The organism is Sphingomonas horti (assembly GCF_009753715.1).
GTDB lineage: Bacteria > Pseudomonadota > Alphaproteobacteria > Sphingomonadales > Sphingomonadaceae > Sphingomonas_B > Sphingomonas_B horti.
Genome location: NZ_WQMS01000008.1, coordinates 63,716 through 89,274, shown reverse-complemented (window position 1 = coordinate 89,274; position 25,559 = coordinate 63,716). Strand labels below are relative to the sequence as shown.

Here is a 25,559-nt window from a genome sequence, read left to right as displayed (position 1 = left end):
CGGGAACCCGAATGCTGCAGTTGCATTGTTGAACTAGGACAACGATCCCGACGGGAGGGGGGAAATGGCAACGGCCATCGATCGACCCGCCGCAGGCGCCGGCCAGGTTCTCTGGACGAGCACGGCCGCCTTCACTGCCTGCTTCGCTGTCTGGACGATCTTCTCGATCATCGGCCTGGGCGTGAAGGACCGGCTGGGCTTGACCGAGACCGAGTTCGGGCTGCTGATCGGGACGCCCATTCTGACCGGGTCGCTGGCGCGAGTGCTGCTCGGCGTCTGGGCCGACCAGATCGGCGGCCGGCGCGTGTTCGCGGCGGTGATGGTCCTCGCCGCGATCGCGACCTTCCTCACGTCCTTCGCCCAGACCTACGGGCAATTGCTGGTGGCGGCGCTGGGCGTCGGGCTGGCCGGCGGCGGCTTTTCGGTCGGCGTCACCTATGTCTCCAAATTCTATCCCGCCAACAGGCAAGGCACGGCGCTCGGCATTTTCGGCGCGGGCAATGTCGGCGCGGCGGTCACCAAGTTCGTCGCGCCTTTCGTGATGGTCGCGATGGGCTGGCAGGCGGTCGCGCAGGTCTGGGCGGCCGGGCTGCTGGTGATGGCGGTCGTGTTCCTGCTGCTCACCCGCGAGGACCCCGAAAGCGCGGCGCGGCGGCAGGAGAAGCGCAGCGCCGCGACGATGCGCGAGCAGCTGTCGGTGCTGAAGAACGTCCAGGTCTGGCGGTTCGCGCTTTATTATTTCTTCGTCTTCGGCGCCTTCGTTGCGCTGGCGCTGTGGCTGCCGCGCTACCTGATCGGCGTGTACAAGCTGGACGTGGAAAGCGCCGGCATGCTGGCGGCCTTCTACTCGGTGCCGGCGAGCGTGTTCCGCATCTATGGCGGCAAGCTGTCGGACCGCTACGGCGCGCGGTCGGTGCTGTACGTGACGTTCGGCATCTCGGTGTTCTGCACCTTTATGCTTTCCTATCCGCCGACCACCTACATCGTCGACGGCGTGCACGGGCCGATCACCTTCCGTACCTCGATGGGGCTGATCCCGTTCCTGGTGACGATCTTCGTGCTCGGCTTCTTCATGAGCCTGGGCAAGGCGGCCGTCTTCAAGCACATCCCGGTCTATTATCCGAACCATGTCGGCGCGGTCGGCGGGCTGGTCGGCATGATCGGCGGGCTGGGCGGCTTCGTGCTGCCGCTCGCCTTCGGCGCGCTGAACGACATCACCGGCGTGTGGACCAGCTGCTTCGTGCTGCTGTTCGTGCTGGTCACGCTGGCGCTGACCTGGATGCACTTCGCCATCCGCCAGATGGAGCGGGCCGCCGCGCGCAAGGGCACCCAGGCGCAGGTGCCGGAGCTGCCGGAAATGCAGGGCCTGGGCGAGCCGGGCGTCGCGATCCCGCCGCGCCGCGCCGGTCCGATCGCGGACTGGCGGCCCGAAGAGCCGGACTTCTGGTTGAAGGGCGGCCGCGCCGTCGCCCGCCGCAACCTGTGGATCTCTACCTATTGCCTGCTCTTGTCCTTCGCGGTCTGGATGGTGTGGAGCATCGTCGTCGCGCGGCTCCCCGGCATCGGCTTCGGCTTCACGACCGACCAGCTCTTCTGGCTGGCCGCCGTGCCGGGCCTGTCGGGCGCCACGCTTCGCATCTTCTACGCCTTCCTGGTGCCGATCTTCGGCGGGCGGCTGTGGACGACATTGTCCACCGCGTCGCTGCTGATCCCGGCCTTCGGCATCGGCTATGCGGTCCAGAACCCCGACACGCCGTATCTGATCTTCCTGGTGCTGGCGCTGCTCTGCGGCCTTGGCGGCGGCAATTTCGCCTCGTCGATGGCGAATATCAGCTTCTTCTTCCCCAAGAGCGAGAAGGGCAACGCGCTGGCGATCAACGCCGGCCTCGGCAATCTCGGCGTCAGCCTGATGCAGTTCCTGGTGCCGGTGGTGATCACGATGAGCCTGTTTGGCGCGCTCGGCGGCCAGGCTCAGGTCGCCGCGGACGGCAGCCGGATGTGGATGCAGAATGCCGGCTTCGTGTGGGTGCCGCTGGTCATGATCGGCACGCTCGCGGCCTGGTTCGGCATGAACGACCTGCTGACCGCCAGATCCTCCTTCGCCGACCAGGCAACGATCTTCGGCCGCCTCCACACCTGGACGATGTGCTGGCTTTATACCGGAACCTTCGGCACGTTCATCGGCATGTCGGCTGGCTTCCCGCTGCTGTCCAAGCTCGTCTTCCCCGAGAAGAACGCGCTGAGCTACGCATTCATCGGGCCGCTGCTGGGCGCTCTGTCCCGCGCCGGCAGCGGCTGGATCGCCGACCGGCTCGGCGGCGCGCGCGTGACCTTCTGGGTGTTCATCGCCCAGATCGCGGCGATCGCGGGGATGCTCTGGTTCCTGGAGGCGCACAGCTTCGCGGGCTTCTTCGCGATGGTGCTGGCGCTGTTCTTCGTCAGCGGCGTCGGCAACGCCTCGACCTTCCAGATGGTGCCGGCGATCATGCGCTCCGAAGTCGATCGCACCGCAGCCGGACTGCCCGAGGGCGAACGCCGGCTGCAGTCGGAGCGCGAGTCGGCGGCGGTGATCGGCTTCACCTCCGCGATCGCCGCCTATGGCGCCTTCTACATTCCCAAGGCCTATGGATCGTCGATCGACCTGACCGGCAGCGCCGACGCCGCGCTGTGGGGATTCATGATCTTCTATCTCAGCTGCGCGGTGCTGACCTGGGCTGCCTATAGCGGCCCCGGCGGCCTGCTGCGGAACCTCGATCATCGCCCCGCGTCTGCCCCCAGACCAGCCCTCTCTGCCTGACCCAAGGAGCCAAGGATGAGCCATTTTCTCGATCGACTCACCTATTTCCGGCGGCAGCGGGACAAATTCGCGGACGGCCACGGCATCACCACCAACGAGAGCCGCGAATGGGAGGACGCCTATCGGAAGCGCTGGGCGGCGGACAAGATCGTGCGCTCCACACACGGCGTGAACTGCACCGGCTCCTGCTCGTGGAAAATCTATGTGAAGGGCGGCATCGTCACCTGGGAGACGCAGCAGACCGACTATCCGCGCACCCGCCCGGACCTCCCCAATCACGAGCCGCGCGGCTGCCCGCGCGGGGCGAGCTACAGCTGGTATCTCTATTCCGGCACGCGCATCAAATACCCGCTCGTCCGCGCGCGGCTGATCCGCCACTGGCGCGAGGCGCGCAAGACGATGGCGCCGGTCGCGGCCTGGAAGTCGATCGTGCAGGACACGGAAAAGCGCCGCGACTGGGTATCGAAGCGCGGGCGCGGCGGCTTCGTCCGCGTCGGCTGGGACGAAGCGACCGAGATCATCGCCGCCGCCAACGCCTATACGATCAAGCAATATGGGCCAGACCGGATCGCCGGCTTCTCGCCGATCCCAGCCATGTCGATGATCTCCTATGCGGCCGGCAGCCGCTACCTGTCGCTGATCGGGGGCAATCTGCTGTCCTTCTACGACTGGTATTGCGACTTGCCGCCCTCCTCTCCCCAGACATGGGGAGAGCAGACCGATGTTCCGGAGAGCGCGGACTGGTACAATGCCGGCTTCCTGCTCGTCTGGGGATCCAACATCCCGATGACCCGCGCGCCCGACGCGCATTTCTATTCCGAGGTGAGGTACCGCGGCGCCAAGAGCGTCGTCATCGCGCCCGACTACAACGAGGCGGCCAAATTCTCGGACATGTGGCTGCACCCGAAGCAGGGGACCGACGCCGCGCTCGCGCTGGCGCTCGGTCATGTCGTGCTGCGTGAGTTCTTCGTCGACCGGCAGGCGCAGTATTTCGCCGATTACACCCGGCAATATTCGGACTTCCCGCTGCTGGTGAAGCTGGTCGAGCGGGACGGCCGGCTGGTCGCCGACCGGATGCTGCGCGCCGCCGATGTGCCCGGCACGCTCAGCGAAGCCAATAACCCGGACTGGAAGACGGTCGCGTTCGACGAGCTGTCGGGCGAGCTGGTCGCGCCGCTCGGCTCGGTCGGCTTCCGCTGGGGCGAGCAGGGCAAGTGGAACCTGGAGGAGCGAGACGGCGCCGGCAAGACGGTGAGGCTGCGCACCACGCTTGCCGGCCAGCACGACGCGATCGTGCCGGTCGCCTTTCCCTATTTCGGCACGACCGCGCCGCACGACTTCACCGCGACCGACCATGACGAGGTGCTGCTGCGCAACGTGCCGGTGAAGACGCTGGAGCTGGCCGACGGCACCACCGCGCAGGTCGCGACCGTGTTCGACCTGTTCTGCGCGAATTACGGCGTCGATCGTGGCTTCGGCGGCGAGAATGTCGCAAAAAGCTATGACGAGGACGTGCCCTTCACCCCCGCCTGGGCGGAGAAGGTGACGGGCGTGCCGCGCCAGGCGATCATCCAGGTCGCCCGCGAATTCGCCGATACGGCGGAGAAGACCAAAGGCCGCTCGATGGTAATCCTCGGGGCCGGGCTCAACCACTGGTACCACATGGACATGAGCTATCGCGGGATCATCGCGCTGCTCGTGATGTGCGGCTGCATCGGCCAGTCGGGCGGCGGCTGGTCGCACTATGTGGGCCAGGAGAAATTGCGCCCGCAGACCGGCTGGCTGCCGCTCGCCTTCGCGCTCGACTGGACGCGTCCGCCGCGCCAGATGAACGGCACCAGCTTCTTCTACGCGCATACCGACCAGTGGCGGTATGAGACGCTGAAGATTTCCGAGATCATCTCGCCGCTCGCTCCGGACGGCGACTGGTCGGGCAGCATGATCGACTATAATGCCAAGGCGGAGCGGATGGGCTGGCTGCCGTCAGCGCCGCAGATGGAAAGCAACCCGATCGAGTTGGGCCGCCACATCAAGGAGACCGGCGCCGACCCGGCCAGCGTCGTCGTCGACGGGATCAAGGCCGGCAACCTGAAGCCGGCCAGCCTGGACCCGGACAATCCGGTCAACTGGCCGCGCAACATGTTCTTCTGGCGCTCCAACGTGCTCGGCGCCAGCGGCAAGGGCCATGAGTATTTCCTGAAGCACCTGGTCGGATCGCTGCACGGCGTGATCGGCACCGACGAGGAAGGCGCCGGCATCGACCGGCCGAAGGACGTGGTGTGGCGCGACGAGGCGCCGGTCGGAAAGCTCGACCTGATGGTCAACATCGACTTCCGTATGTCGACGACCAGCGTCTATTCGGACGTCGTGCTGCCGACCGCCACCTGGTACGAGAAGCACGACCTCAACACGTCGGACATGCATCCTTTCATCCACCCGCTGTCGGCGGCGGTGGACCCGGCCTGGGAAGCGCAGAGCGACTGGAACATCTTCCGCGCAATCGCCAAGAAATTCTCCGACGTCGCACCGGAAGTGCTGGGCGTCGAGCACGACCTGGTGATGAGTCCGATCCTGCACGACACGCCGGGCGAGCTTGCCCAGCCGTATGAGCCGAAGGACTGGCTGAAAGGGGAATGCGAGCCGATCCCGGGCAAGACGATGCCGAACGTCACGCTCGTCGAGCGCAATTATCCGGAGACCTTCGCGCGCTTCACCTCGATGGGTCCGATGCTGGAGGCCACCGGCAACGGCGCCAAAGGCATGATGTGGGACGCGAAACACGAGATCGAGCTGCTCGGCGACTTGAACGGCCGGGTGCTCGACGGCCCGACCGCCGGCCGGCCGAAGATCGACACCGACATCGACGCCTGCGAGACGATCCTGATGCTGGCGCCGGAAACCAACGGCGAAGTGGCGCTGAAGGCCTGGGAAGCACTTGGCAAGACCACCGGTCGCGACCACGCCCACCTCGCCGAAGGCAAGGAGGAGGAGAAGATCCGCTTCCGCGACGTCGCCGCCCAGCCGCGCAAGATCATCTCGTCGCCGATCTGGTCGGGGCTGGAGAGCGAGAAGGTCTGCTACAATGCCGGCTACACCAATGTGCACGAGCTGATCCCCTGGCGCACGCTCAGCGGCCGCCAGGCGCTCTACCAGGACCATCACTGGATGCGGGCGTTCGGCGAGGGCTTCGTTACCTGGCGCCCCCCAATCGACACCAAGACCGTCCGGCAGGTGCTCGGCAAGCTGCCAAACGGCAATCCCGAGATCATGCTGAACTTCCTCACCCCCCACCAGAAATGGGGCATCCACTCGACCTATACCGAGAACCTGATCATGCTCAGCCTCAATCGCGGCGGGCCGATGTTCTGGATCAGCGAGGACGATGCGAAGGCCGCGGGAATCGAGGACAATGACTGGATCGAGGCGTTCAACGTGAACGGCGCGCTGACCGCCCGCGCGATCGTCTCGCAGCGCATCCGGCCTGGCTCCGCGATCATGTACCACGCGCAGGAAAAGCTGGTGAACACGGTCGGATCGGAGATCACCGGCCAGCGCGGCGGCATCCACAACTCCGTCACGCGCATCAACATGAAGCCGACGCACATGATCGGCGGCTATGCCCAGCTCGCCTACGGCTTCAACTACTACGGCACCGTCGGCGCCAATCGCGACGAATGGGTAGTGGTGCGCAAGATGAGCCAGATCAACTGGTTCGACAAAACCGCCGATGACGCCGCGAACGTCGAGGGCGGCACCGCCGACTGGGGAACGGGAACGCCCGCCCAGCGCGCGGCGAGAAAGGAGGTCGCGCGATGAAGGTCCGTGCCCAGATCGCGATGGTCCTGAATCTGGACAAGTGCATCGGCTGCCACACCTGCTCGATCACCTGCAAGAACGTGTGGACCAACCGCGAAGGCGTCGAATACGTCTGGTTCAACAATGTCGAGACCAAGCCCGGCATCGGCTATCCCAAGGACTGGGAGAACCAGGAACGCTGGAAGGGCGGCTGGGTCCGCCGCAAGAACGGCTCGATCGTGCCCCGGCAGGGCGCGAAATGGCGCATCCTCTCCAAGATCTTCGCCAACCCGCACCTGCCGGAGATCGACGATTTCTACGAACCCTACACGTTCGAGTATGAATGGCTGCAGGCCGCGCCGGAGCTCCAGGCCCAGCCGACCGCCCGTCCTCGCTCGCTTGTCACCGGCGAGTTGCTGAACAAGATCGAATGGTCCGGCAACTGGGAGGACATGCTGGGCGGCGAGTTCGAGAAGCGCAGCTGCGACTATAATTTCGAAGGGGTCGAGAAGGAGATTTACGGCCAGTTCGAAAAGACGTTCATGATGTACCTGCCGAGGCTGTGCGAGCACTGCCTCAATCCCTCCTGCCTCGCCTCCTGCCCGTCGGGCGCGATCTACAAGCGGGCGGAGGACGGCATCGTCCTGATCGACCAGGAGAAATGCCGCGGCTGGCGGATGTGCGTGTCCGGCTGCCCGTACAAGAAGATCTATTACAATTGGTCGTCGGGAAAGTCGGAGAAGTGCATCTTCTGCTATCCCAGAATCGAGACCGGCCAGCCGACCGTCTGCTCGGAAACCTGCGTCGGCCGCATCCGCTATCTGGGCGTGGTGCTGTACGACGCCGATCGGATCGAGGAAGCTGCTTCGGTCGAGGACCCGAAGGACCTCTACCCGGCCCAGCTCGGCGTGTTCCTCGACCCCAATGACATCGCGGTGCAGGAGCAGGCCCGGCGCGACGGCGTGCCCGACCAGTGGCTGGAGGCGGCGACCCGCTCGCCCGTTTACAAGATGGCGATGGAATGGAAGGTCGCCTTCCCGCTCCATCCTGAATACCGCACGCTGCCGATGGTCTGGTACGTGCCGCCTTTGTCGCCGATCCAGTCGGCGGCCGAAGCCGGCAAGATTTCGGCCAAGGACGGCATGCCCGATGTGCGGTCGCTGCGCATTCCGCTGCGCTATCTCGCCAACCTGCTGACCGCCGGCGACGAGGCGCCGATCGCGGCGGCGCTGGAGCGGATGCTCGCGATGCGCGCCTATATGCGGGCGAAGAGCGTAGAGGGCCGGATCGACGAGTCGATCCCGGAGCGTGTCGGCCTCACCCGCGCGCGGATCGAGGAGATGTACCGGATCATGGCGCTCGCCGCCTATGAAGATCGCTACGTGATTCCGACCGCCCGCCGCGAGTTCGAGGAGGACGCCTATGTGCTCCGCGGCTCGTCCGGCTTCGGCTTCCGCGAAGGCACGACCGGATCGACCAAGGTGAACCTGTTCGGCGGATCGAAGCGCACGCCGCGCAAGCCGATGATGGACGTGCCGACATGAGGGCGCCCGCTATGCAGACGACGCTGCGCGCGCTGGCGGCGCTGCTCGGCTATCCGTCGCCCGAGCTCCAGGCCCATGCCGGCGAGGTCCGGGATGCGCTCCGCTCGGAAGCGGCCCTCCCCGGGGCCGCGCTGGACGGGCTGGAGCCGCTGCTCAGGCGGCTGGAGTCGCGCGACCTGCTCGACCTCCAGTCCGACTATAGCGAGTTGTTCGACCGCTCCCGGTCGCTGTCGCTGCACCTGTTCGAGCATGTCCATGGCGACAATCGCGAGCGCGGCCAGGCGATGATCGACCTGGGCCAGCAATATGTCGAAAGCGGCTTCTTCCTCGATGGCGGCGAGTTGCCCGATTTCGTGCCGGTGTTCCTGGAGTTCGCGTCCTGCCTGCCGCCGGCGGAGGCGCGCGAGATGCTGGCGCAGCCGGCGCATGTCTATGCCGCCCTTGCCGAGCGGCTGGACAAGCGGGAGACGCCCTATGCCGCGATCTTCCACGCGCTGGTGGCGCTGGCAGGCGGCAAGCTGGACGTCGAAGCGCTCCGCGAATTGCGGGAACGGGAGCCGGACGAGGACCCGGCCCGGCTCGACGACGATTGGGAAGAAGCGCCGGTGACGTTCAACGCCACCGCCGCGCACGAAATGGGCGGCCCCACCGGGGTCGTCGCCAAGATCCGGGCGGCCAACCGCGCCGGCAGGGAGGCGGGACGATGAACAGTTTCCTGAACCAACTCGCGTTCGGCTGGTATCCCTATCTGGCCGTCACGGTGCTGATCGTCGGCAGCATCCTGCGCTTCGACGCCAGCCAGTATAGCTGGCGCGCCCAATCGAGCCAGTTCCTGCGCCGCAAGCAGATGATGCTGGGCTCCAACCTGTTCCACCTGGGCGTGCTGATCCTGCTCGTCGGCCATTTCGTCGGCCTGCTGACGCCGGTGACGGTGCTCGACGCCGCCGGCATCAGCCACAAGTTCAAGCAGAGCGCCGCGCTGGTCGTAGGCGGCCTGGCGGGCATCAGCGCCTTTGTCGGCTGCTCTCTGCTCCTCCATCGCCGCCTGTTCGATCCCCGCATCCGGCAGAGCTCGTCCTGGGGCGACATCGCCGTGCTGGTGCTGATCTGGTGCCAGCTGGTGCTGGGCATCGCCACGACCTTCTGGACCTTCCAGCATCTCGAAGGCGAGGAAATGGTGCTGTTCATGGGCTGGGCCAACGGGCTTCTGACCTTCAATCCCAATGCCGCGGACCTGATCGTCGACGTGGCGCTGGTCTATAAGCTGCACATCGTGCTGGGCCTGACGCTGTTCCTGATCACGCCGTTCACGCGGCTGGTGCATATCTGGAGCGCGCCGGTCTGGTTCCTGCTGCGCCCCGGCTTCCAGATCGTGCGGTCGCGCTCCAAATCGAAGCGGCCCCAATATTCCTACACCCACGGCCCCGTCGGCGTCGCGCCCAGCTTTGGCGGCACGACGGTGCTCCGGCAGATGGCCGAAAGCGGGCAGGAAGGCGCATGACCCGGCCGCTCGACGTCATCAACATCGGCGACCCGGAGGCGCGCCCCGCTCCGGTGATGCCGGGCGCGTGCGCGAGCGGCGGCTGCGGCGGTCCGGAGCCGGACCTCCCCCCGCCGCCGAGCTTCGGCGAGGTGCGCGTCAACGGCGTCGAGATCACGCCCGAGGCGATCGCGCAGGAAATCCAGCATCACCCTGCCCCGGACGCCGAGACGGCCTGGATCGAGGCGGCGCGTGCGCTCGCGGTGCGGGAGCTGCTGTTGCAGGAAGCGCGCCGGCTCGGCATCGAGGCCGAGCCCGACAATGACGAGGCGGGACGCGCCGAGGCGGACGACGACGCGCTGGTCCGCGCGCTGCTGGAGGAAGAGGTGCAGCCGGCCCGGGCCGGGGAGACCGAGTGCCGCCGCTATTACGAGGCAAATCGCGCCCGCTTCCGCACGCCCGACCTGTTCGAGGCATCGCACATCCTGATCGAGCCGGAAGAAGACAGCCCAGCCGCATGGGCCGCGGCCGAAGCGCGCGCGCTGACAATCGCCGCGGAAGTGGGCGACGATCCCGCCGCCTTTGCCGCAGCGGCGCGCGCCTTTTCCGGCTGCGCGTCCGCCCAGCAGGACGGGTCGCTCGGCCAGATCAGGCGCGGCGAGCTGGTCGGCCCGGTCCAAGCCGGCATCGAGGCGCTCGCCGACGGCACGACCGCGCGCGCGCCGGTGCGTTCGCGCTTCGGATGGCACGTGCTGCGGCTGCAGCGGCGCATCCCGGGCCATATCCTGCCGTTCGAGGCGGTGCGGCCGCGCATCGCCGACATGCTGGAGGCGCGCAGCTGGTCGGTCGAGGCGGCCCGCTATGTCGCCGCGCTTGCCGCCCGCGGCGACGTCGAGGGGATCAGAATAGCCGAAGGGGCGGGCTGATGCCGATGCTGGGCGACCTGCTTGCCGCGGCCCGCGAGTCCTCGGGCCGGTTCGAGGCCTGGCTCACCCATGCCGACCCCGGCCTGGCCGGCAACCTGCGCGAAGCGGCGCGCGGCGAAGGCCTCAGCCCGACCGGCTTCGTCCGGGCCGCGGTCGCGGACTTCTCCCGGCTCGCGAGCGAGGAGGATTGGGCGACGCTGATCTCCGGCATCCGCGACAGCGCCGATCCCGGCACGACCTGCCTGCTGGCGATGGTCGACTGGCGCTTGACCGCGCCGCGCTGCGGGGACCATGCTCGCCAGGCTGGCCCAACGGCAGGGAGGATTCCGCAATGAACGACAATGCGAGAGACTCGGCCACCGACGCGCCGCTGAACCCGGCGCTGAAAAGCACCACCGACACGTCGCACGACACCACCCATACCAGCCCCGCCCCGATCGACACCGCGTCCGCCAAGGAAGGCGAAGGAGAAGGGTGGCCGCTGATCTGGCTGGTCGTGGTCGCGATCTGCGTGCTGATCACGGCCTATCTGATCTTCTAGCCGGCCGCCGCCCGCGGCACCGGACGGCATTGATCCTGCTCAATGCAACGAAGGACGACCGCCGCCACTTTGCGGGCGGAGGTACGCATGCCGAATCCCGCCGAAGGTGCCCGCTATCGCCCGACATCGATCGCGCTTCACTGGCTGATGCTGGTGCTGATCGTCGGCGCCTATGCCACCATGGAATTGCGCGGCTATTTCCCGAAAGGCAGCGATGCCCGCGAGGCGATGAAGGCGGCGCACTACTCGATCGGCCTGTCGGTGTTCGTGCTGGTCTGGCTGCGGGTGATGCTGCGCCTGCTCACGCCCGCCGCTCGCGACCGCGCCCAGTCGGGCGCGGCCAAGCTGGCGGCGGCGGCGGTGCACGTCGGCCTCTACGCACTGATGATCGGGTTGCCGCTGCTCGGCTGGGCCATTCTGAGCGCCGAGGGCAAGCCGGTGCCGTTCTTCGCGTGGGAGCTGCCGCCGCTGCTGGCGCCGAGCGAATCGCGCGCAGAGATTTTCGAGGAGCTGCACGAAGCCGGCGCCACGGCCGGCTACGCACTGGTCGCCCTGCACGCGGCGGCCGCCCTCGCGCATCATTATCTGCTCCGCGACGATGTCCTGCGCCGCATGCTGCCGAGGCGCGCCTAGGCCTCGACCGCTGGCATGGCGCGGGCGAGCAGCGCCTGCGTGTCGACTGCGGCGTCGAACGCGCCATAGGCCATGCCGCGCGGCTGGAGCCGCAGCGTGCAGAAAGCGTCAGCCATCGGATTATCCCAGGCAAGCAGCACCGCCGCTTCCGCCGCCAGCGCGAGCCGTTCGGCCAGCAGCCGGGCGGTCCCCTCCTGCGCATGCTGCAGATCGATCGCGTCGAGGAAGACGTCGTACCCGGCATTGCGTCCCCGCTGGGCGTCGAGAAACGCCCGCAGCGCCTCCAATCCTTCGGGCTCGCGCCCGATCGCGCGGAGCAGGTCTAGTGCGATCACATTGCCGGACCCTTCCCAGATCGCGTTGAGCGGGGACTGGCGGAACAGGCGCGGCATCGGCCCCGCTTCGATATAGCCCGCCCCGCCATGCGCCTCCATCGCCTCATAGACGAGGCCGGGCGCGCGCTTGCAGATCCAGTATTTGGCGATCGGCGTCAGCAGCCTGGCCAGCGGATCGCCTTCGTCGAACGCCTGTGCCAGCCGCATCGCAAGGGCCGTCGCCGCCTCGCTTTCAATCGCCAGGTCGGTCAGCACCGCGGTCATCGCCGGCTGATCGATCAGGCGGCGCTGGAACGCGGTACGATGCGCGGTGTGCCACAGCGCCTGCGCGAGCGCGCCGCGCATCTGCAGCGCAGAACCCACCACGCAGTCGAGCCGCGTGTGCTGGACCATCTGGATGATCGTCGCGACGCCCCTGCCCTCGAGCCCTACGCGCCAGGCCAGCGCGCCATGATACTCGACCTCCGACGACGCATTCGATCGGTCGCCCAGCTTGTCCTTCAGCCGCATAACCCGGAATCCGGCGTTGCGCTCCCCGTCCGGCAGCCAGCGCGGCAGCAGGAAGCAGGTCAGCCCGCCCGGGGCGTAGGCAAGCGTCAGGAACGCGTCGCACATCGGTGCGGAGCAGAACCATTTGTGCCCCGTCAGCCGGTACCAGCCGTCGTCGCCCGCCGGCTCCGCGCGCGTGGTGTTGGCGCGGACGTCCGATCCGCCCTGCTTCTCGGTCATTGCCATGCCGATGGTGACGCCGGTTTTCTCCGCCGCGGGGCGCACGGCCGGATCATAGCGGCCGGCAAGGACGCGCGGCCCCCATTCTTCTACGACCGCCGGCTCCGCGCGCAGGGCAGGCATCGCCGCATAGGTCATCGTCATCGGGCAGCTGGTGCCGGAGTCGGCCTGGCCCGTGAGGAACAGGATCGCGGCATGGGCGAGATGGCCGGCCGGGCTGCCATCCCAGGCGACCGAGGCGAAGCCGCTTTCCAGCCCCAGCTTCATCAGATGATGGTAGGCGCGATGGAAGCTCACCTCGTCGATCCGGCGGCCGTAGCGATCGAAGGTTTCGAGCACCGGCGGGTTCCGGTTGGCCTGCACGCCCCAATCGAGCACTTCGGCGGAGCCGGCCCGCGCGCCGAGCGCGCCGAGCATTTCCAGCTGCGTGCGTCCCCCGGCACGCGAAACCGCATCGACCAGCGCACGATCGGTCGTGAACAGATTCACGTCTTCGAAGGGCGGCGGCTGGTTCGACACCTCATGGGTATCGAGTTGCGCAACCGGACGGATCGACATCTGCATCCCCTCGCTCGCTCGCCGGGCGGATCGCGCCCGGCGCGATCATGCGAGGCTTGGGAGGGATTCGCGAGTCCGTGATTCAACGGAGATGGGACGCGGCGGGCAGCGGCAAGCAAAAGCCCCGGAAAGCCTGGGCTTCCGGGGCTTATGGCGTGGTGGGCGCGGCAAGGATTGAACTTGCGACCCCACCCGTGTGAAGGGTGTGCTCTACCACTGAGCTACGCGCCCACGCGATGGAGCGCCGCCCTTAGGCGAGCGGCGCGAGCCTGTCCAGAGTGATGCTACCGGTTGCAGGCGTCCTTCAGGTTCTTGCCCGCCTTGAACTTGGGCTGCACGCTTTCCGGGATCGACATCGGCTCCTTGGTGCGCGGGTTGCGGCCGGTCGACGCCTTGCGCCGCGTCACGGTGAAAGTCCCGAACCCGACCAGGCGCACTTCGTCGCCGCGCTTCAGCGCCGACGAGATCGTGTCGAATACGGCCTCCACGGCCTTGCCCGCGTCGCCGCGGCTGAGACCCGCCGTATCGGCAACCGCGCCGATCAGTTCCTGCTTGTTCATCTGACCCTTTCCCCTCGTTGAGGCGCGCGGATTTCCCTTAAGGAATCGGCAGCACGCAAGCGGCCAGTAAGGCGATGCGCCGCCCTGCCGTCAACCGGCAAGGCGGCGCCAGACTGATCTAATATGGATCAGTGGCGGACGGTCGCCTCGCCCTGGCCCGGGACTGGCGGCAGGCCGCTGGGCGGCTGCGCCGCCAGCTCGTCCGCCTCGGTCCATTCGATCGGCGTGAGCGGCTGGGTCAGCGCGCCCGCCAGCACCTCGTCGACATGGCGCACCGGGATGATCTCCAGCCCTTCCTTGATGTTGGCCGGAATCTCCGCGAGGTCCTTCTCATTCTCCTGCGGGATATAGACCGTGGTGATGCCGCCGCGCAGCGCCGCGAGCAGCTTCTCCTTCAGCCCGCCGATCGGCAGCACGCGGCCGCGCAGCGTCACTTCGCCGGTCATCGCCACGTCCTTGCGCACCGGCGCGCCGGTCAGGGTCGAGACGATCGACGTGACCATGCCGACCCCGGCCGACGGTCCGTCCTTTGGCACCGCGCCTTCGGGCAGGTGGATATGGATGTCCTTGCGCCCGAACAGGCTCGGCTTGATGCCATAGCTGGGCGAGCGCGCGCGCACGAAGCTGAAGGCGGCCTGCACCGATTCCTGCATCACTTCGCCCAGCTTGCCGGTCGTCTTGACCTGGCCCTTGCCGGGCACCGTCACGCTCTCGATCGTCAGCAGCTCGCCGCCGACCTCGGTCCAGGCGAGCCCGGTTACCGCCCCGATCGTATGTTCTTCCTCGCCGATGCCGTGGCGGAACTTCCGCACGCCGGCATAGTCGGCAAGGTTCTCGGGCGTGATCTCGACCCGCTCCGCCTTGCCTTCAAGGATGCGGCGCAGCGCCTTGCGCGCCAGCTTCGCGATTTCACGCTCCAGCGTGCGGACGCCGGCCTCGCGCGTGTAATAGCGGATCAGGTCGCGCAGGCCCGCTTCGGTCAGCACGAACTCGCCGGGCTTCAGGCCATGCGCCTCGATCTGCTTTTCGACCAGGTGGCGCCTGGCGATCTCGACCTTCTCGTCCTCGGTATAGCCTTCCAGCCGGATGATCTCCATGCGGTCGAGCAAAGGCTGCGGCAGGTTCAGCGAGTTGGCGGTCGTGACGAACATCACGTCCGAAAGGTCGACGTCGATCTCGAGATAATGGTCCTGGAATTTGTTGTTCTGCTCGGGATCGAGCACTTCCAGCAGCGCCGAAGCCGGATCGCCGCGGAAATCCTGGCCCAGCTTGTCGATCTCATCGAGCAGGAACAGCGGGTTCGACGTGCCGGCCTTGCGCAGGTTGGTCACGATCTTGCCCGGCAGCGAGCCGATATAGGTCCGCCTGTGGCCGCGGATCTCCGCCTCATCGCGCACGCCGCCCAGCGACTGGCGCACGAACTCGCGGCCGGTCGCGCGCGCGATCGACTTGCCGAGCGACGTCTTGCCGACGCCCGGCGGGCCAACCAGGCACAGGATCGGGCCCTTCAGCTTGTTGGTGCGCGCCTGAACCGCGAGATATTCGACGATCCGGTCCTTGACCTTTTCCAGGCCGTAATGATCCTCGTCGAGCACCCGCTCGGCTTCGGGAATGTCGCGCTTCAGCTTTGACTTCTTGCCCCAGGGCAGGCCCAGCAGCACGTCGAGATAATTGCGCACGACGGTCGCTTCGGCCGACATCGGCGCCATCGTCTTCAGCTTCTTCAGCTCCGCGGTCGCCTTGGCGCGCGCTTCCTTGCTGAGCTTCAGCTTGGCGATCTTGGCGGTGAGCTCGGCGATCTCGTCGCCATCCTCTTCCGCCTCGTTGCCCAGCTCGCGCTGGATCGCCTTCAGCTGCTCGTTGAGGTAATATTCGCGCTGCGTCTTCTCCATCTGGCGCTTGACGCGGCTGCGGATCTTCTTCTCGACCTGGAGCACGCCCAGCTCGCCTTCCATGAAGGCGAACACCATCTCCAGCCGCCGCGCCGGATCGAGCTCGACCAGCAGCGACTGCTTGTCGGCGACTTTCACGGTGATGTTGGACGCGACCGCGTCCGCCAGTTTCGACGGCTCCTCGATGTCGGCGAGCTGCACCGCGGTTTCGGCCGGCAGCTTGCGGTTGAGCTTCGCGTAATTCTCGAATTGCTCGACGACCGAGCGCATCAGCGCCTTGGCCTCGACGCTCTCGCTGCCCTGCTCGTCGATCAGCGTCACCGTCGCGGCGAGGTGCTCGCCCTCGCGCTCGAGAGAATCGAGCGAGGCGCGCTGCTTGCCTTCGACCAGCACGCGGACGGTCCCGTCGGGCAGCTTCAGCAGCTGCAGCACGGTCGCGACCACGCCGACGTCGTAAAGATCGTCGCGGTCGGGATCATCATTCGCCGGATCGAGCTGGGCGACCAGGAATATCTGCTTGTCCTCGGCCATCGCCTGTTCCAGCGCCGCGACCGATTTGTCGCGGCCGACGAACAGCGGCACGATCATGTTCGGGAAGACGACGATGTCCCGAAGCGGAAGAACGGGGAAACTCTGGCTCATGCAAACTCCGGTTGCGCCGGTGGGCGCGTTTCCCTTTTATATGGGGCCCACGCCAGGAGCATCAATCACTTCGCGGCCAGAGACCATAGCGACGATGCGTTAATATGCCGGTTTCGATGCTTGATCTGTGGATATTCTGGGCCGGCTCGGCACTTTACGGGCTGGCAGTGCTCGCGGCGCGCCTTGAATCGCGACGCGAATCCGGCCGCGCGCGTTCCAGGCGATCGATCGCGGGCATCCTGCTCCAGACCCTCGGCGTCGCGCTCGCCGGTATCGGCGGCGTTCAGCTGGGCCTTCGGCCCGGCGACCTTCGTTCCCTCGCCGCGGCCGCGCTTGCCGCGCTGCTGCTGCTCGGCGCTGCCGCCCTGTTCCGCTGGTCGTCCAGGACGATGGGACGGAACTGGAGTCTGGTTGCCCGCACCCGCGCGGGCCATGAGCTGGTCACGACCGGCCCGTTCGCGCTGGTGCGGCATCCGATCTATGTGTCGATGCTGTTTTTCCTGATCGCCCTTGCGGTCGCGACCGGCCATTACCTGCAACTGCTCTGGGCGATACCGGTCTTCGCGATTGGCACTCGCATCCGCATCATCGAGGAGGAAAAGCTGCTTCGTGTCGCATTCGGCAGCGCGTTCGATGTCTATGCCCGGCGCACCGGCGCCTTCTTCCCGAAGCTGCGATGACGGACCCTATGCCAAAAAAATGCCCCGCTCCGGGGGTGCGGAGCGGGGCTGGTTCAGGGAGTTGTCATGCGCTGGCGAGGGGTCATCCGCCGTCGAATGACCTTTTCGCATCGCCCTGTCGCAGGACTATGTCGCGGCGCGAACGAAATTGTCGCGAGATGTCGCAAGCCCGCTCTGGTCCGCAGCCGCGCATTAACCTTTCGGTAACCAGCCTCGCCTAGCGGCACGGGCTCCATTCAGGGGCTCGCACCACAATGATTCTGGTTTCCGTTCTCGCCGCCGCGGCTGTCGCGGGTTCGGCGCAAACCGCCGTTGCCGATATGGGCGACGCGCTCGACACCATCGTCGTCACCGCGCAGAAGCGCGAGCAGAGCCTGCACGACGTGCCGCTGTCGATCGACGTGGTCGATGCCGCAGCACTGGACCGCGGTGAGGCGCGCGACCTGCGCGCGGCGGCCACCCGGGTCCCGAACGTGTCGATCCAGCGCCAGGGCGCGATCGACACCGTGTTCGTGCGCGGGATCGGCGGCGGCGGGCGCAACATCGGCTTCACCACCCGCGCAGGCGTCTATGTCGACGGCGTCTATGCCGGCCAGTTCGCGTCGGTGAACCAGGACGCGCTGGATATCGCCCGGATCGAATTCCTGCGCGGACCGCAGGGCCATCTGTTCGGCCGCAATACCGATTCCGGCGCGATCAGCATCGTCACCGAAGCGCCCGGGCATGTCTTCGGCGGCTCGCTTCAGGCCGGCTATGGCAACAAGGACCTGTTCGAGCTGCGCGGCACGCTGAACGCGCCGCTGTCGGATCAGGTCGCGATCCGCGTGTCCGGCTCGCACCGGGAGCGCGACGGCTTCACGCTGAACGTGCCGACCGGCACCGACCTCGACAATATCAACCGCGATTCCGCGCGCGGACGGATGCGCGCGGAGTTCGGCGACGTGACGCTCGACCTCGCCGCCGACTACAGCCACGATCGCACCAACAAGGCGATCGGCGAGGCGCTGACCGACACGTTCAACACCGGCCCGTCGCCGCTGCCGGGCGCGTTCGACACGCCCTATAATGTCGATCCGCTGCAGCGCATCCGCACCGGCGGCGGCTCCGCGACGATCGGCTGGGCGCTCGGCCAGGGGCTCAGCCTCACGTCGATCACCGGCTATCGCGGCACGTCCTGGCACCGCCGCAATGACCTCGACTATGTTCCGCTCGACCTCGCGATGATGGATTATCGCGACCGCTTCGCGCAGACGAGCCAGGAGGTCCGGCTGAACTTCGCCTCGGATCGGCTGAACGGCGTCGCCGGACTCTATGTCTTCGACGAGACTGCGCGCACCGATCGCCGGGTGATCGCCGGCAGCCAGGTCGGCCTGCTGCCGTTCGGCCTGGCGCCCGGCCTTTCCGCGCAGGTGCTGGCCCAAGTGAAGACGCGCTCCTACGCCGCATTCGGCGCCGCCGACTGGCGCTTCGCGGACACGCTGACGCTGAACATCGGCGGCCGCTTCACGCACGACCGGCTGCGCCTCGACGACTATTCGAGCTTCGGCTCGCCGGTGTTCGGGCTCGGCCGGATCGAGGGCTTCGCCGACCGCCAGTCGAACGACAGCTTCGACCCCAGCGTGGCGCTCAGCTGGGCGGCGACGCCGGACCTGAACCTCTATGCGCGCTACGCCCATGGCTACAAAAGCGGTGGCTGGAACGTCGACTTCCTCAGCGCGGCGCAGTTCGCCGATCGCATCCGCTTCACCCCGGAGCGCGTCAATTCAGCCGAGGCGGGACTGAAGTTCGCGCGGCCGGGGCTGCGCCTGGCGCTCGCCGGCTATTACACGACGATCGGCGATTATCAGATCGACCAATTCGTCGACCTGGGCGCCGGCCAGGTTTCGCTGCAATTGCGCAATGCCACCAAGGCGCGGAGCTGGGGCAGCGAGGCGAGCCTGGAGGCGCGCCCGGTCGAGCGTCTGAACCTGTCGCTGGGCGTGGGCTATGCGCACGCGACCTTCGATCGCTTTCCGGACGGCGGCGGGCCCGGCGTGGACCTCGACGGCAACCGCCTGCCCTATGCGCCGCGGCTGACTGCCTCGGGCGAGCTGCGCTATGGCATTCCGCTCGCGTCGGACCTGAAGCTCGACCTGTCGGGCGACTGGACCTACCGTTCGGCGAGCTTCAGCGGGCCCGAGAATCTCGCGCGCCAGCGGATCGATGCGCGCCACCTGCTCGGCGCCCGCGCGGCGCTCGTCGGCGGCCGCTTCGAAGTCGCCGGCTGGGTGCGCAACCTGCTCGACACGCGCTACGTCGACAACCGCATCTTCGACTTCTTCGGGACCCAGGCTGTCGAGCGCGGCGAACCCCGCACTTATGGCGTGACGCTTACGCTGCGCTCGCGCTGAGCGATCCGGCGGGCCGCAGCATCGACCAGAAGCGCGGCCCGCCTTTCGGCACTTGCCACTCACCGGTCAGCTGGAAGCCGTGGCGCGTGTAGAGCGGGATCGTCAGCGGGTTCGGCGTCTCCAGATAGGCCGGCAGCTCGCCCGCCTGCCCCAGCCCCGCGGCGATTGCCGCCGAACCATGGCCGCGACCCTGATGGCGCGGATCGCAGCCGGCGATGTGCAGGTAGAGAAAGTCGCCGTCCGGCATGTGCGCGTCGATCGCGTCGCCGACGCGGAGCGCGCGCGGCAGCGCGGTGCCGAGGGTGCGAAGCAGCGGCCCCGCCGTCGCCAGCATTTCCAGCCAGCCGACCTTCGCCCGGCGGGGGCCGCGCCACAGGGTCGCGGCCTCTCCCCCTGCTGTAACGAAGCGCGGGCCGGCCTTGCCGTCGCTGTCGAACAGGATCGCGAAGAACCGCGCCAGCCGCGCGCGGCGGACGTCCGGATCAGGAAAGATGTAGGTGATCGCCGCATCGTCGAAAAAAGCCGCGGCGAGCAGGCGAGAGACGGCGTCGCGGTCGGCGGATGTGGCTGGGCGGACATTTGGCCCCTCTCCCGTTCCGGGAGAGGGAGGGGCCCGCCGCGAAGCGGTGGGAGGGTGAGGGTCAGGCCCGTTCACGCTCGCTACGCTTCGCTCTGTGCCCCCTCACCCCGCTCGCGCTGACGCGCGAGTCGCCCTCTCCCCCAAGGGAGAGGGGCTAACGATCACGCAGCCCCGCTTTCCTTCTTCTTCGCATAGACGCGGACCGGGTCCTTGCGGCCTTCGACCACGTCCTTGTCAATCATCACTTCGTCGACGCCGTCCATGCTGGGCAGGTCGAACATCGTGTCGAGCAGGATCGCCTCCAGGATCGAGCGCAGGCCGCGCGCGCCGGTCTTGCGGGCGATCGCCTTCTTCGCGACCGTCACCAGCGCGTCGTCGGTGAACGACAGGCGGACATCCTCCATGTCGAACAGCTTCTGATACTGTTTGACGAGAGCGTTCTTCGGCTCGCTGAGGATCTTGACCAGCGCGTCGATGTCGAGGTCCTCGAGCGTCGCGATCACCGGCAGGCGGCCGACGAACTCGGGAATCAGGCCGAACTTCAGCAGGTCCTCGGGCTCGCACTGGCGCAGCACTTCGCCGGTGCGCCGCTCGTCCGGCGCCGCAACATAGGCGCCAAAGCCGATCGACTTGCCCTGCAGCCGGTCGCCGATGATCTTCTCGAGGCCGCTGAACGCGCCGCCGCAGATGAACAGGATGTTGGTCGTGTCGACCTGCAGGAATTCCTGCTGCGGATGCTTGCGCCCGCCCTGCGGCGGCACCGAAGCGGTGGTGCCTTCCATCAGCTTCAGCAGCGCCTGCTGCACGCCCTCGCCCGACACGTCGCGCGTGATCGACGGGTTCTCCGCCTTGCGGCTGATCTTGTCGATCTCGTCGATATAGACGATGCCGCGCTGCGCCCGCTCGACATTATAGTCGGAGGCCTGGAGCAGCTTCAGGATGATGTTCTCGACGTCCTCGCCGACATAGCCGGCTTCGGTCAGCGTCGTCGCATCGGCCATCGTGAACGGCACGTCCAGGATGCGCGCCAGCGTCTGCGCCAGCAGCGTCTTGCCGCAGCCGGTCGGGCCGACCAGCAGGATGTTCGACTTGGCGAGCTCGACATCGGCGCCCTTCGCGCCATGGGCGAGCCGCTTGTAATGGTTGTGCACCGCGACCGAGAGCACGCGCTTGGCCTGCTTCTGCCCGATCACATAATCGTCGAGCACGTCGCAGATTTCCTGCGGCGTCGGCACGCCCCCGTCCTTCTTGGAGACGAGCGCGGACTTGGTTTCCTCGCGGATGATGTCGTTGCACAGCTCGACGCATTCGTCGCAGATGAACACGGTCGGCCCGGCGATGAGCTTCCTCACCTCGTGCTGCGACTTCCCACAGAAGGAGCAGTAGAGGGTGCTCTTCGAATCCCCGCCGCTCAATTTCGTCATCAGTTCACCCTTGGGCCTGCTCAGCGCAGACCATCGCTAGCTCGGGCCATGTTAGCCCTCGCTCCCGAAACCACAATGCCGAATATGCGGGCGCGTTCCCCGCCGAATATCGTTAACTGTGGACCAGTTTTCTGGCCGGCCCGGATATGTGCTTGAGCGCATGGCACTTCAAGACGGTCGCAACCGCCGCCGGCTCAAGCTAAAAGCGAGTCATGACCCGATTGTTTACTCTCTTTTCCGCCCTGCTGCTCGCCGCTCCAGCCCTTTCGCAGGCCCCCGCGCCGTCTCCGTCGCCCGCTCCGGCGACGGTCAGGGTGACGCTGGCCACGGCCCAAGGGCCGATCGTGCTGGAGCTGGAAAAGGAGCGCGCGCCGGTCACCACCGCCAATTTCCTGCGCTATGTCGACCAGAAGAAGCTGGACGGCGCCGCCTTCTACCGCGTCGCCAAGGCACCCAACGATCCGCAATACGGGCTGGTCCAGTTCGGCACGCGCGGCGAGCCGAAGCGGACGCTGCCGCCGATCGCGCACGAGCCGACGACAAAGACGAGGCTGACCCACACCAGCGGCACCATCTCGCTCGCCCGCAATGCGCCGGGCACGGGCGCGGGCGACTTCTTCATCACGGTCGGCGACACGCCGTCGCTCGACGCGGACCCGGCCGCGCCCGGCGACAACCAGGGCTTTGCCGCCTTCGGCCATGTCATCGAGGGGATGGACGTGGTGAAGCGGGTCCTTGCCGAGCCGACCGACCCGAACAAGGGCGAAGGGGTGATGAAAGGCCAGTATCTGGCCGCGCCCGTCGTCATCACCGCGGCGCGGCGCGGCAACTGACCGCCGGCGCGGGAATTTTTTCATCCGCCTGCGTAACGAGCGCATCCCCGCCCGACGGCGCGCGTTTCAGCGTCCATGGGTGGCACGTCCGACATCGAATGGCGCGAGGGGCTCTACCGCCAGCTTGCGCGGCAGCCTGGTCTCCCTGCCGGCCTGCGCCCGGTCCTGATCCAGCGCGCCGAGCGCTGCGTCGACCGCCGCTCCACGTCGATGCCCGCCTTCCTCGCCCCCCGCGGCAACGCCGAAGGCTGCAAGGGCGCGATCCTGGGCTGACGGAAATTCCGGTCATTTAACCTCTTCGCGCTCCCCGGTTGCGCTTCGTTCATCCTTGCGGCGATAAGCCGGCGCGATGCGCAACTTCGCCACTCTCCTCCTCACCGTCGCCCTCGCCGCCTGCGGCAGCGCGGCGCCCGCCGCTCCCCAGGCCAAGCCCGCCATGTGGAAGCTCTCCGATCCGGACACGACGATCTATCTGTTCGGCACCGTCCATGTGCTGCCGGACGACCTCAAATGGCGGACGCCCAGGTTCGACCAGACCGTCGGCCAGGCGAAGGAGCTGGTGCTGGAGATCAACGACCAGGACGACAAGACAAAGGTTGCGGAGGTCTATCGCCGCCTCGCCCTGTCGCCCGGCTTGCCGCCGATCCTCGACCGCGTGCCTGATAGCAAGCGCGCCGCGCTGGCTGCCGCGATCGGGAAGGCGGGGCTGAAGCCCGAGCAGCTCGACCATATGGAAACCTGGGCCGTCGCGGTCACGATCGGCGCGTCGATGTATGCCGGCATGGGCGCGTCGGCCGATAACGGCGTCGAGAACCAGCTCCGCAACGCGTTCAAGGGCCGCCCGGTCGAAGGGCTGGAGACCACCGAGCAGCAGCTCGGCTATTTCGACACGATGCCGGAGGCGACCCAGCGCAAGCTGCTCGTCAGCATGATCGATGACGTGAAGAATGCGAGCGCCGATTTCCGCAAGATGCTCACGGCCTGGTCGTCCGGCGACACCGGCGCGATCGCCCGTACGTTCGACGACGAGCTGAAAAAGGCGCCGGAAATCGCGCATGTGCTGATCGACCAGCGCAACGCCAACTGGGTCGATTGGCTGAAGCAGCGGCTCGATCAGCCGGGAACCGTGCTGGTTGCCGTCGGCGCCGGCCATCTGGCGGGCAACGGTTCGGTCATCGACCTGCTCCGGAAGCAGGGCCTGAAGGTCGAACGGGTGCAGTAAATCCAGCCCCCTCTCCCGCCTGCGGGAGGGGGAGCCCTGTAGGCGAGTGGGAGGGTGAGGGCCAGAGCGAAGCGCAGCGAGCCTGGATCGGCAACGCCTGGTTGCATTCTGCCCCCTCCCCCGCTATGCGCCCCGGCTTCCGTCATGGTCATCCCTGGAGGCGTGGCGGTTGTACATGAACCATCGAACACTTGGAGACATGCGATGAGCGAGACGCTGACGCTGTCGGCCGAGGTGCGCGAGCGGGCTGGCAAGGGAGCCTCCCGTGACCTTCGCCGCCAAGGCCGCGTGCCCGCCGTCATTTACGGCAACAAGGAAGAGCCGCAGGGCATCCACGTCGAGGAACGGGAGCTGATGAAGCTCCTGAACACCGGCTTCTTCACCAATTCGGTGGTGATGGTGAACGGCGTGCGCACGCTCCCCAAGGACGTGCAGTTCCATCCCGTCACCGATCGCCCGCTCCATGTCGATTTCCTGCGCATCGGCGAGCATGCGGCCGTGACGGTCGGCGTGCCGGTCCGCTTCGAGAACGAAGAGGCCTCGCCGGGCCTGAAGCGCGGCGGCGTGCTGAACGTCGTGCGCCATGAGCTTGAGCTGATCTGCGACGCGGCCGAGATCCCTGACGAGATCGTGATCGACCTCAAGGGCTTCGAAGTCGGCGAGTCGATCCATATCAGTCATGTGGCGTTGCCGGCCGGCGTCCAGTCGGCGATCACCGACCGCGACTTCACGATCGCCACCATCGTCGCGCCGTCCGGCCTGAAGAGCGCCGAAGGCGACAACGAGACGCCGACGACCGAAGCCGAAGGCGGCGAGGGCTAAGCTCCGTCGTCACCCCGGGCTTGATCCCGGGCCCACCTTTCTTTGCAAGGGCAGGTGGGTCCCGGGTCGAGCCCGGGGTGACGATCGCCAGCACCATGCAAATCTGGGTCGGCCTCGGCAATCCGGGCGCGCTGTATGCGATGCACCGGCACAATGTCGGCTTCATGGCGGTCGACGCGATCGCCGAGGTGCATGACTTCTCGCCCCCCAGGCGCGCTTTCCAGGGCTGGACCCAGGAAGGCCGGATCGGCGGCGAAAAGATCCTGCTGCTGAAGCCCGCGACCTTCATGAACGAAAGCGGCCGCGCGGCGGGCGAGGCGATGCGCTTCTACAAGCTCGCGCCCGAGGACGTGACGGCGTTCTACGATGAGCTCGACCTCGCCCCGTTCAAGGTGAAGGTGCGGGTCGGCGGCGGCACCGCCGGCCATAACGGCATCCGCAGCCTGGACGCGCATCTCGGGCCGGATTTCCGCCGCGTGCGGCTGGGCATCGGCCACCCCGGCCACAAGGACAAGGTCACCGGCCATGTCCTCGGCAATTTCGCCAAGGCCGAGATCGAGCCCCTGTCCGATACGCTGGGCGCCATCGCCGCCGAAGCCGAATGGCTGGCGAAAGGTGACGACGCCCGCTTCATGAACGACGTGGCGCTGCGGCTGGCGAGCGGCTAACGCTTTCATGCTTATGCCTGGCCATCAAAAGTCCGCATTATTTGTCCTCGCCAGCGGAATAGCCATGGGTCTCAGCCTTCTCGCGGCTCCCATCTTTGGCGCGACCGAAGCGGCTGGGCGCGGCCCTCCGAATGCTCAGACCGACCCAAAATTCTTTCGGGAAGATGCTGAGAATGGCGCGGTGCTGTGTAGCTGGATGATCAACCTGGAAATGAAAGCCATCGGCGAAAAGTGTCATCCGGATGACAAGGATATCGACGCGGCACTTGGCGACGCTCTTCGCGATATCCATGCATTCATCGCCGCAAACAGTTCGACATCACAAGCGGAGATCGAGGCAGCGGCCCGGCAGAGGATCGAGATGGCAAAGCGAGAAGCCATCTGCGTCGGGGACGGCGAAAACATGTATCAGCTGTTGCATCGAGAAGGCGCACGGGAAATCCGCGAGCGCACGGCGAAGATGCTTGCTGTTCCGCGTCCACCCGTTCTGAACCCTTGCCTGTAATTT

At 67.0% G+C, this 25,559-nt stretch carries 21 protein-coding genes, 1 tRNA gene and 1 pseudogene; 17 read left to right on the top strand and 6 right to left on the bottom strand.

What is annotated here, in order from left to right:
* The first annotated feature begins 64 nt into the window (after positions 1 to 64).
* The 9 genes from GON01_RS07830 to GON01_RS07790 all read left to right on the top strand — a co-directional run bounded on the left by GON01_RS07830 (position 65) and on the right by GON01_RS07790 (position 11,716).
* A complete protein-coding gene (locus tag GON01_RS07830) occupies positions 65 to 2,797 on the top strand; it encodes a nitrate/nitrite transporter (protein ID WP_157026817.1) in 2,733 nt (910 codons plus the stop codon).
* A 15-nt stretch (positions 2,798 to 2,812) separates the two neighbouring features.
* On the top strand, positions 2,813 to 6,613 hold the full coding sequence (locus GON01_RS07825; protein ID WP_157026816.1) for a nitrate reductase subunit alpha: 3,801 nt from the start codon (positions 2,813 to 2,815) through the stop codon (positions 6,611 to 6,613).
* Positions 6,610 to 8,136 carry a nitrate reductase subunit beta gene (gene narH, locus GON01_RS07820; protein ID WP_157026815.1) on the top strand — a complete coding sequence of 509 codons (1,527 nt, stop codon included), beginning with the start codon at positions 6,610 to 6,612 and terminating at the stop codon, positions 8,134 to 8,136. The genes GON01_RS07825 and narH overlap by 4 nt, the downstream gene beginning before the upstream one ends.
* Positions 8,133 to 8,843, top strand: a complete 711-nt coding sequence (narJ, locus tag GON01_RS07815; RefSeq protein WP_198159810.1) for a nitrate reductase molybdenum cofactor assembly chaperone — start codon at positions 8,133 to 8,135, stop codon at positions 8,841 to 8,843. The genes narH and narJ overlap by 4 nt, the downstream gene beginning before the upstream one ends.
* Positions 8,840 to 9,637, top strand: a complete 798-nt coding sequence (gene narI / locus GON01_RS07810; RefSeq protein WP_157026814.1) for a respiratory nitrate reductase subunit gamma — start codon at positions 8,840 to 8,842, stop codon at positions 9,635 to 9,637. Before narJ ends, narI begins: the two co-directional genes overlap by 4 nt.
* The gene (locus GON01_RS07805) at positions 9,634 to 10,542 is read left to right on the top strand and encodes a peptidylprolyl isomerase (protein ID WP_157026813.1); all 909 of its coding nucleotides are present in this window, start codon (positions 9,634 to 9,636) and stop codon (positions 10,540 to 10,542) included. The genes narI and GON01_RS07805 overlap by 4 nt, the downstream gene beginning before the upstream one ends.
* On the top strand, positions 10,542 to 10,877 hold the full coding sequence (locus tag GON01_RS07800; RefSeq protein WP_157026812.1) for a hypothetical protein: 336 nt from the start codon (positions 10,542 to 10,544) through the stop codon (positions 10,875 to 10,877). The genes GON01_RS07805 and GON01_RS07800 overlap by 1 nt, the downstream gene beginning before the upstream one ends.
* The gene (locus tag GON01_RS07795) at positions 10,874 to 11,083 is read left to right on the top strand and encodes a hypothetical protein (RefSeq protein ID WP_157026811.1); all 210 of its coding nucleotides are present in this window, start codon (positions 10,874 to 10,876) and stop codon (positions 11,081 to 11,083) included. Before GON01_RS07800 ends, GON01_RS07795 begins: the two co-directional genes overlap by 4 nt.
* A gap of 87 nt (positions 11,084 to 11,170) precedes the next feature.
* Entirely contained in the window at positions 11,171 to 11,716 is a 546-nt protein-coding gene (locus GON01_RS07790; protein ID WP_157026810.1) for a cytochrome b, read from the top strand.
* On the opposite strand, the gene GON01_RS07785 is transcribed toward GON01_RS07790, so the two are convergent.
* The 4 genes and pseudogenes from GON01_RS07785 to lon form a co-directional block, all read right to left on the bottom strand.
* On the bottom strand, positions 11,713 to 13,338 hold the full coding sequence (locus tag GON01_RS07785) for an acyl-CoA dehydrogenase family protein (RefSeq protein ID WP_232328729.1): 1,626 nt from the start codon (positions 13,336 to 13,338) through the stop codon (positions 11,713 to 11,715). The two genes, GON01_RS07790 and GON01_RS07785, sit on opposite strands and share 4 nt — an antisense overlap.
* Positions 13,339 to 13,494: 156 nt before the next feature.
* Positions 13,495 to 13,569 (bottom strand) — tRNA-Val (locus GON01_RS07780).
* A 53-nt stretch (positions 13,570 to 13,622) separates the two neighbouring features.
* Positions 13,623 to 13,910, bottom strand: a pseudogene (locus tag GON01_RS07775) (HU family DNA-binding protein); the annotation flags it as partial.
* A gap of 116 nt (positions 13,911 to 14,026) precedes the next feature.
* Positions 14,027 to 16,432: an endopeptidase La gene (gene lon / locus GON01_RS07770; RefSeq protein WP_157026807.1), complete on the bottom strand. Its 2,406-nt coding sequence runs from the start codon at positions 16,430 to 16,432 to the stop codon at positions 14,027 to 14,029.
* A 116-nt stretch (positions 16,433 to 16,548) separates the two neighbouring features.
* Between lon and GON01_RS07765 the strand changes: the two genes are divergently transcribed.
* Together GON01_RS07765 and GON01_RS07760 are read left to right on the top strand one after the other, a co-directional pair.
* Positions 16,549 to 17,112, top strand: a complete 564-nt coding sequence (locus GON01_RS07765; protein ID WP_198159809.1) for a methyltransferase family protein — start codon at positions 16,549 to 16,551, stop codon at positions 17,110 to 17,112.
* A gap of 254 nt (positions 17,113 to 17,366) precedes the next feature.
* Complete coding sequence (locus GON01_RS07760) at positions 17,367 to 19,502, top strand: TonB-dependent receptor (protein WP_157026805.1); 2,136 nt, start codon at positions 17,367 to 17,369, stop codon at positions 19,500 to 19,502.
* On the opposite strand, the gene GON01_RS07755 is transcribed toward GON01_RS07760, so the two are convergent.
* Both GON01_RS07755 and clpX read right to left on the bottom strand, forming a co-directional pair.
* On the bottom strand, positions 19,483 to 20,157 hold the full coding sequence (locus GON01_RS07755) for a GNAT family N-acetyltransferase (RefSeq protein WP_309503606.1): 675 nt from the start codon (positions 20,155 to 20,157) through the stop codon (positions 19,483 to 19,485). The two genes, GON01_RS07760 and GON01_RS07755, sit on opposite strands and share 20 nt — an antisense overlap.
* Positions 20,158 to 20,243: 86 nt before the next feature.
* On the bottom strand, positions 20,244 to 21,506 hold the full coding sequence (gene clpX / locus GON01_RS07750) for an ATP-dependent Clp protease ATP-binding subunit ClpX (protein ID WP_157026804.1): 1,263 nt from the start codon (positions 21,504 to 21,506) through the stop codon (positions 20,244 to 20,246).
* 212 nt (positions 21,507 to 21,718) lie between these two features.
* Here clpX and GON01_RS07745 point away from each other — a divergent pair, with 212 nt between their 5' ends.
* From GON01_RS07745 to GON01_RS07720, 6 genes are all read left to right on the top strand, one after another.
* Positions 21,719 to 22,339, top strand: coding sequence for a peptidylprolyl isomerase (locus tag GON01_RS07745; protein WP_157026803.1), 621 nt, complete (start codon positions 21,719 to 21,721; stop codon positions 22,337 to 22,339).
* Positions 22,340 to 22,414: 75 nt separating this feature from the next.
* Positions 22,415 to 22,612 carry a hypothetical protein gene (locus GON01_RS07740; protein ID WP_157026802.1) on the top strand — a complete coding sequence of 66 codons (198 nt, stop codon included), beginning with the start codon at positions 22,415 to 22,417 and terminating at the stop codon, positions 22,610 to 22,612.
* Positions 22,613 to 22,688: 76 nt separating this feature from the next.
* On the top strand, positions 22,689 to 23,561 hold the full coding sequence (locus tag GON01_RS07735; protein ID WP_157026801.1) for a TraB/GumN family protein: 873 nt from the start codon (positions 22,689 to 22,691) through the stop codon (positions 23,559 to 23,561).
* A gap of 204 nt (positions 23,562 to 23,765) precedes the next feature.
* On the top strand, positions 23,766 to 24,383 hold the full coding sequence (locus tag GON01_RS07730; protein WP_157026800.1) for a 50S ribosomal protein L25/general stress protein Ctc: 618 nt from the start codon (positions 23,766 to 23,768) through the stop codon (positions 24,381 to 24,383).
* 95 nt (positions 24,384 to 24,478) lie between these two features.
* Positions 24,479 to 25,051, top strand: a complete 573-nt coding sequence (gene pth, locus GON01_RS07725) for an aminoacyl-tRNA hydrolase (RefSeq protein ID WP_157026915.1) — start codon at positions 24,479 to 24,481, stop codon at positions 25,049 to 25,051.
* A 13-nt stretch (positions 25,052 to 25,064) separates the two neighbouring features.
* A complete protein-coding gene (locus GON01_RS07720) occupies positions 25,065 to 25,556 on the top strand; it encodes a hypothetical protein (RefSeq protein WP_198159808.1) in 492 nt (163 codons plus the stop codon).
* Positions 25,557 to 25,559: the final 3 nt, after the last annotated feature.

What these genes read in the sequence shown, in the direction of transcription:
- GON01_RS07730 (WP_157026800.1), top strand. Translation starts at nt 23,766, where the DNA reads ATGAGCGAGACGCTGACGCTGTCGGCCGAGGTGCGCGAGCGGGCTGGC.
- GON01_RS07800 (WP_157026812.1), top strand. Translation starts at nt 10,542, where the DNA reads ATGCCGATGCTGGGCGACCTGCTTGCCGCGGCCCGCGAGTCCTCGGGC.
- GON01_RS07790 (WP_157026810.1), top strand. Translation starts at nt 11,171, where the DNA reads ATGCCGAATCCCGCCGAAGGTGCCCGCTATCGCCCGACATCGATCGCG.
- narH (WP_157026815.1), top strand. Translation starts at nt 6,610, where the DNA reads ATGAAGGTCCGTGCCCAGATCGCGATGGTCCTGAATCTGGACAAGTGC.
- GON01_RS07760 (WP_157026805.1), top strand. Translation starts at nt 17,367, where the DNA reads ATGATTCTGGTTTCCGTTCTCGCCGCCGCGGCTGTCGCGGGTTCGGCG.
- pth (WP_157026915.1), top strand. Translation starts at nt 24,479, where the DNA reads ATGCAAATCTGGGTCGGCCTCGGCAATCCGGGCGCGCTGTATGCGATG.
- GON01_RS07720 (WP_198159808.1), top strand. Translation starts at nt 25,065, where the DNA reads ATGCCTGGCCATCAAAAGTCCGCATTATTTGTCCTCGCCAGCGGAATA.
- GON01_RS07740 (WP_157026802.1), top strand. Translation starts at nt 22,415, where the DNA reads ATGGGTGGCACGTCCGACATCGAATGGCGCGAGGGGCTCTACCGCCAG.
- GON01_RS07825 (WP_157026816.1), top strand. Translation starts at nt 2,813, where the DNA reads ATGAGCCATTTTCTCGATCGACTCACCTATTTCCGGCGGCAGCGGGAC.
- GON01_RS07805 (WP_157026813.1), top strand. Translation starts at nt 9,634, where the DNA reads ATGACCCGGCCGCTCGACGTCATCAACATCGGCGACCCGGAGGCGCGC.
- GON01_RS07795 (WP_157026811.1), top strand. Translation starts at nt 10,874, where the DNA reads ATGAACGACAATGCGAGAGACTCGGCCACCGACGCGCCGCTGAACCCG.
- narI (WP_157026814.1), top strand. Translation starts at nt 8,840, where the DNA reads ATGAACAGTTTCCTGAACCAACTCGCGTTCGGCTGGTATCCCTATCTG.
- GON01_RS07765 (WP_198159809.1), top strand. Translation starts at nt 16,549, where the DNA reads ATGCTTGATCTGTGGATATTCTGGGCCGGCTCGGCACTTTACGGGCTG.
- GON01_RS07785 (WP_232328729.1), bottom strand. Translation starts at nt 13,338, where the DNA reads ATGTCGATCCGTCCGGTTGCGCAACTCGATACCCATGAGGTGTCGAAC.
- lon (WP_157026807.1), bottom strand. Translation starts at nt 16,432, where the DNA reads ATGAGCCAGAGTTTCCCCGTTCTTCCGCTTCGGGACATCGTCGTCTTC.
- narJ (WP_198159810.1), top strand. Translation starts at nt 8,133, where the DNA reads ATGAGGGCGCCCGCTATGCAGACGACGCTGCGCGCGCTGGCGGCGCTG.
- clpX (WP_157026804.1), bottom strand. Translation starts at nt 21,506, where the DNA reads ATGACGAAATTGAGCGGCGGGGATTCGAAGAGCACCCTCTACTGCTCC.
- GON01_RS07745 (WP_157026803.1), top strand. Translation starts at nt 21,719, where the DNA reads ATGACCCGATTGTTTACTCTCTTTTCCGCCCTGCTGCTCGCCGCTCCA.
- GON01_RS07830 (WP_157026817.1), top strand. Translation starts at nt 65, where the DNA reads ATGGCAACGGCCATCGATCGACCCGCCGCAGGCGCCGGCCAGGTTCTC.
- GON01_RS07735 (WP_157026801.1), top strand. Translation starts at nt 22,689, where the DNA reads ATGCGCAACTTCGCCACTCTCCTCCTCACCGTCGCCCTCGCCGCCTGC.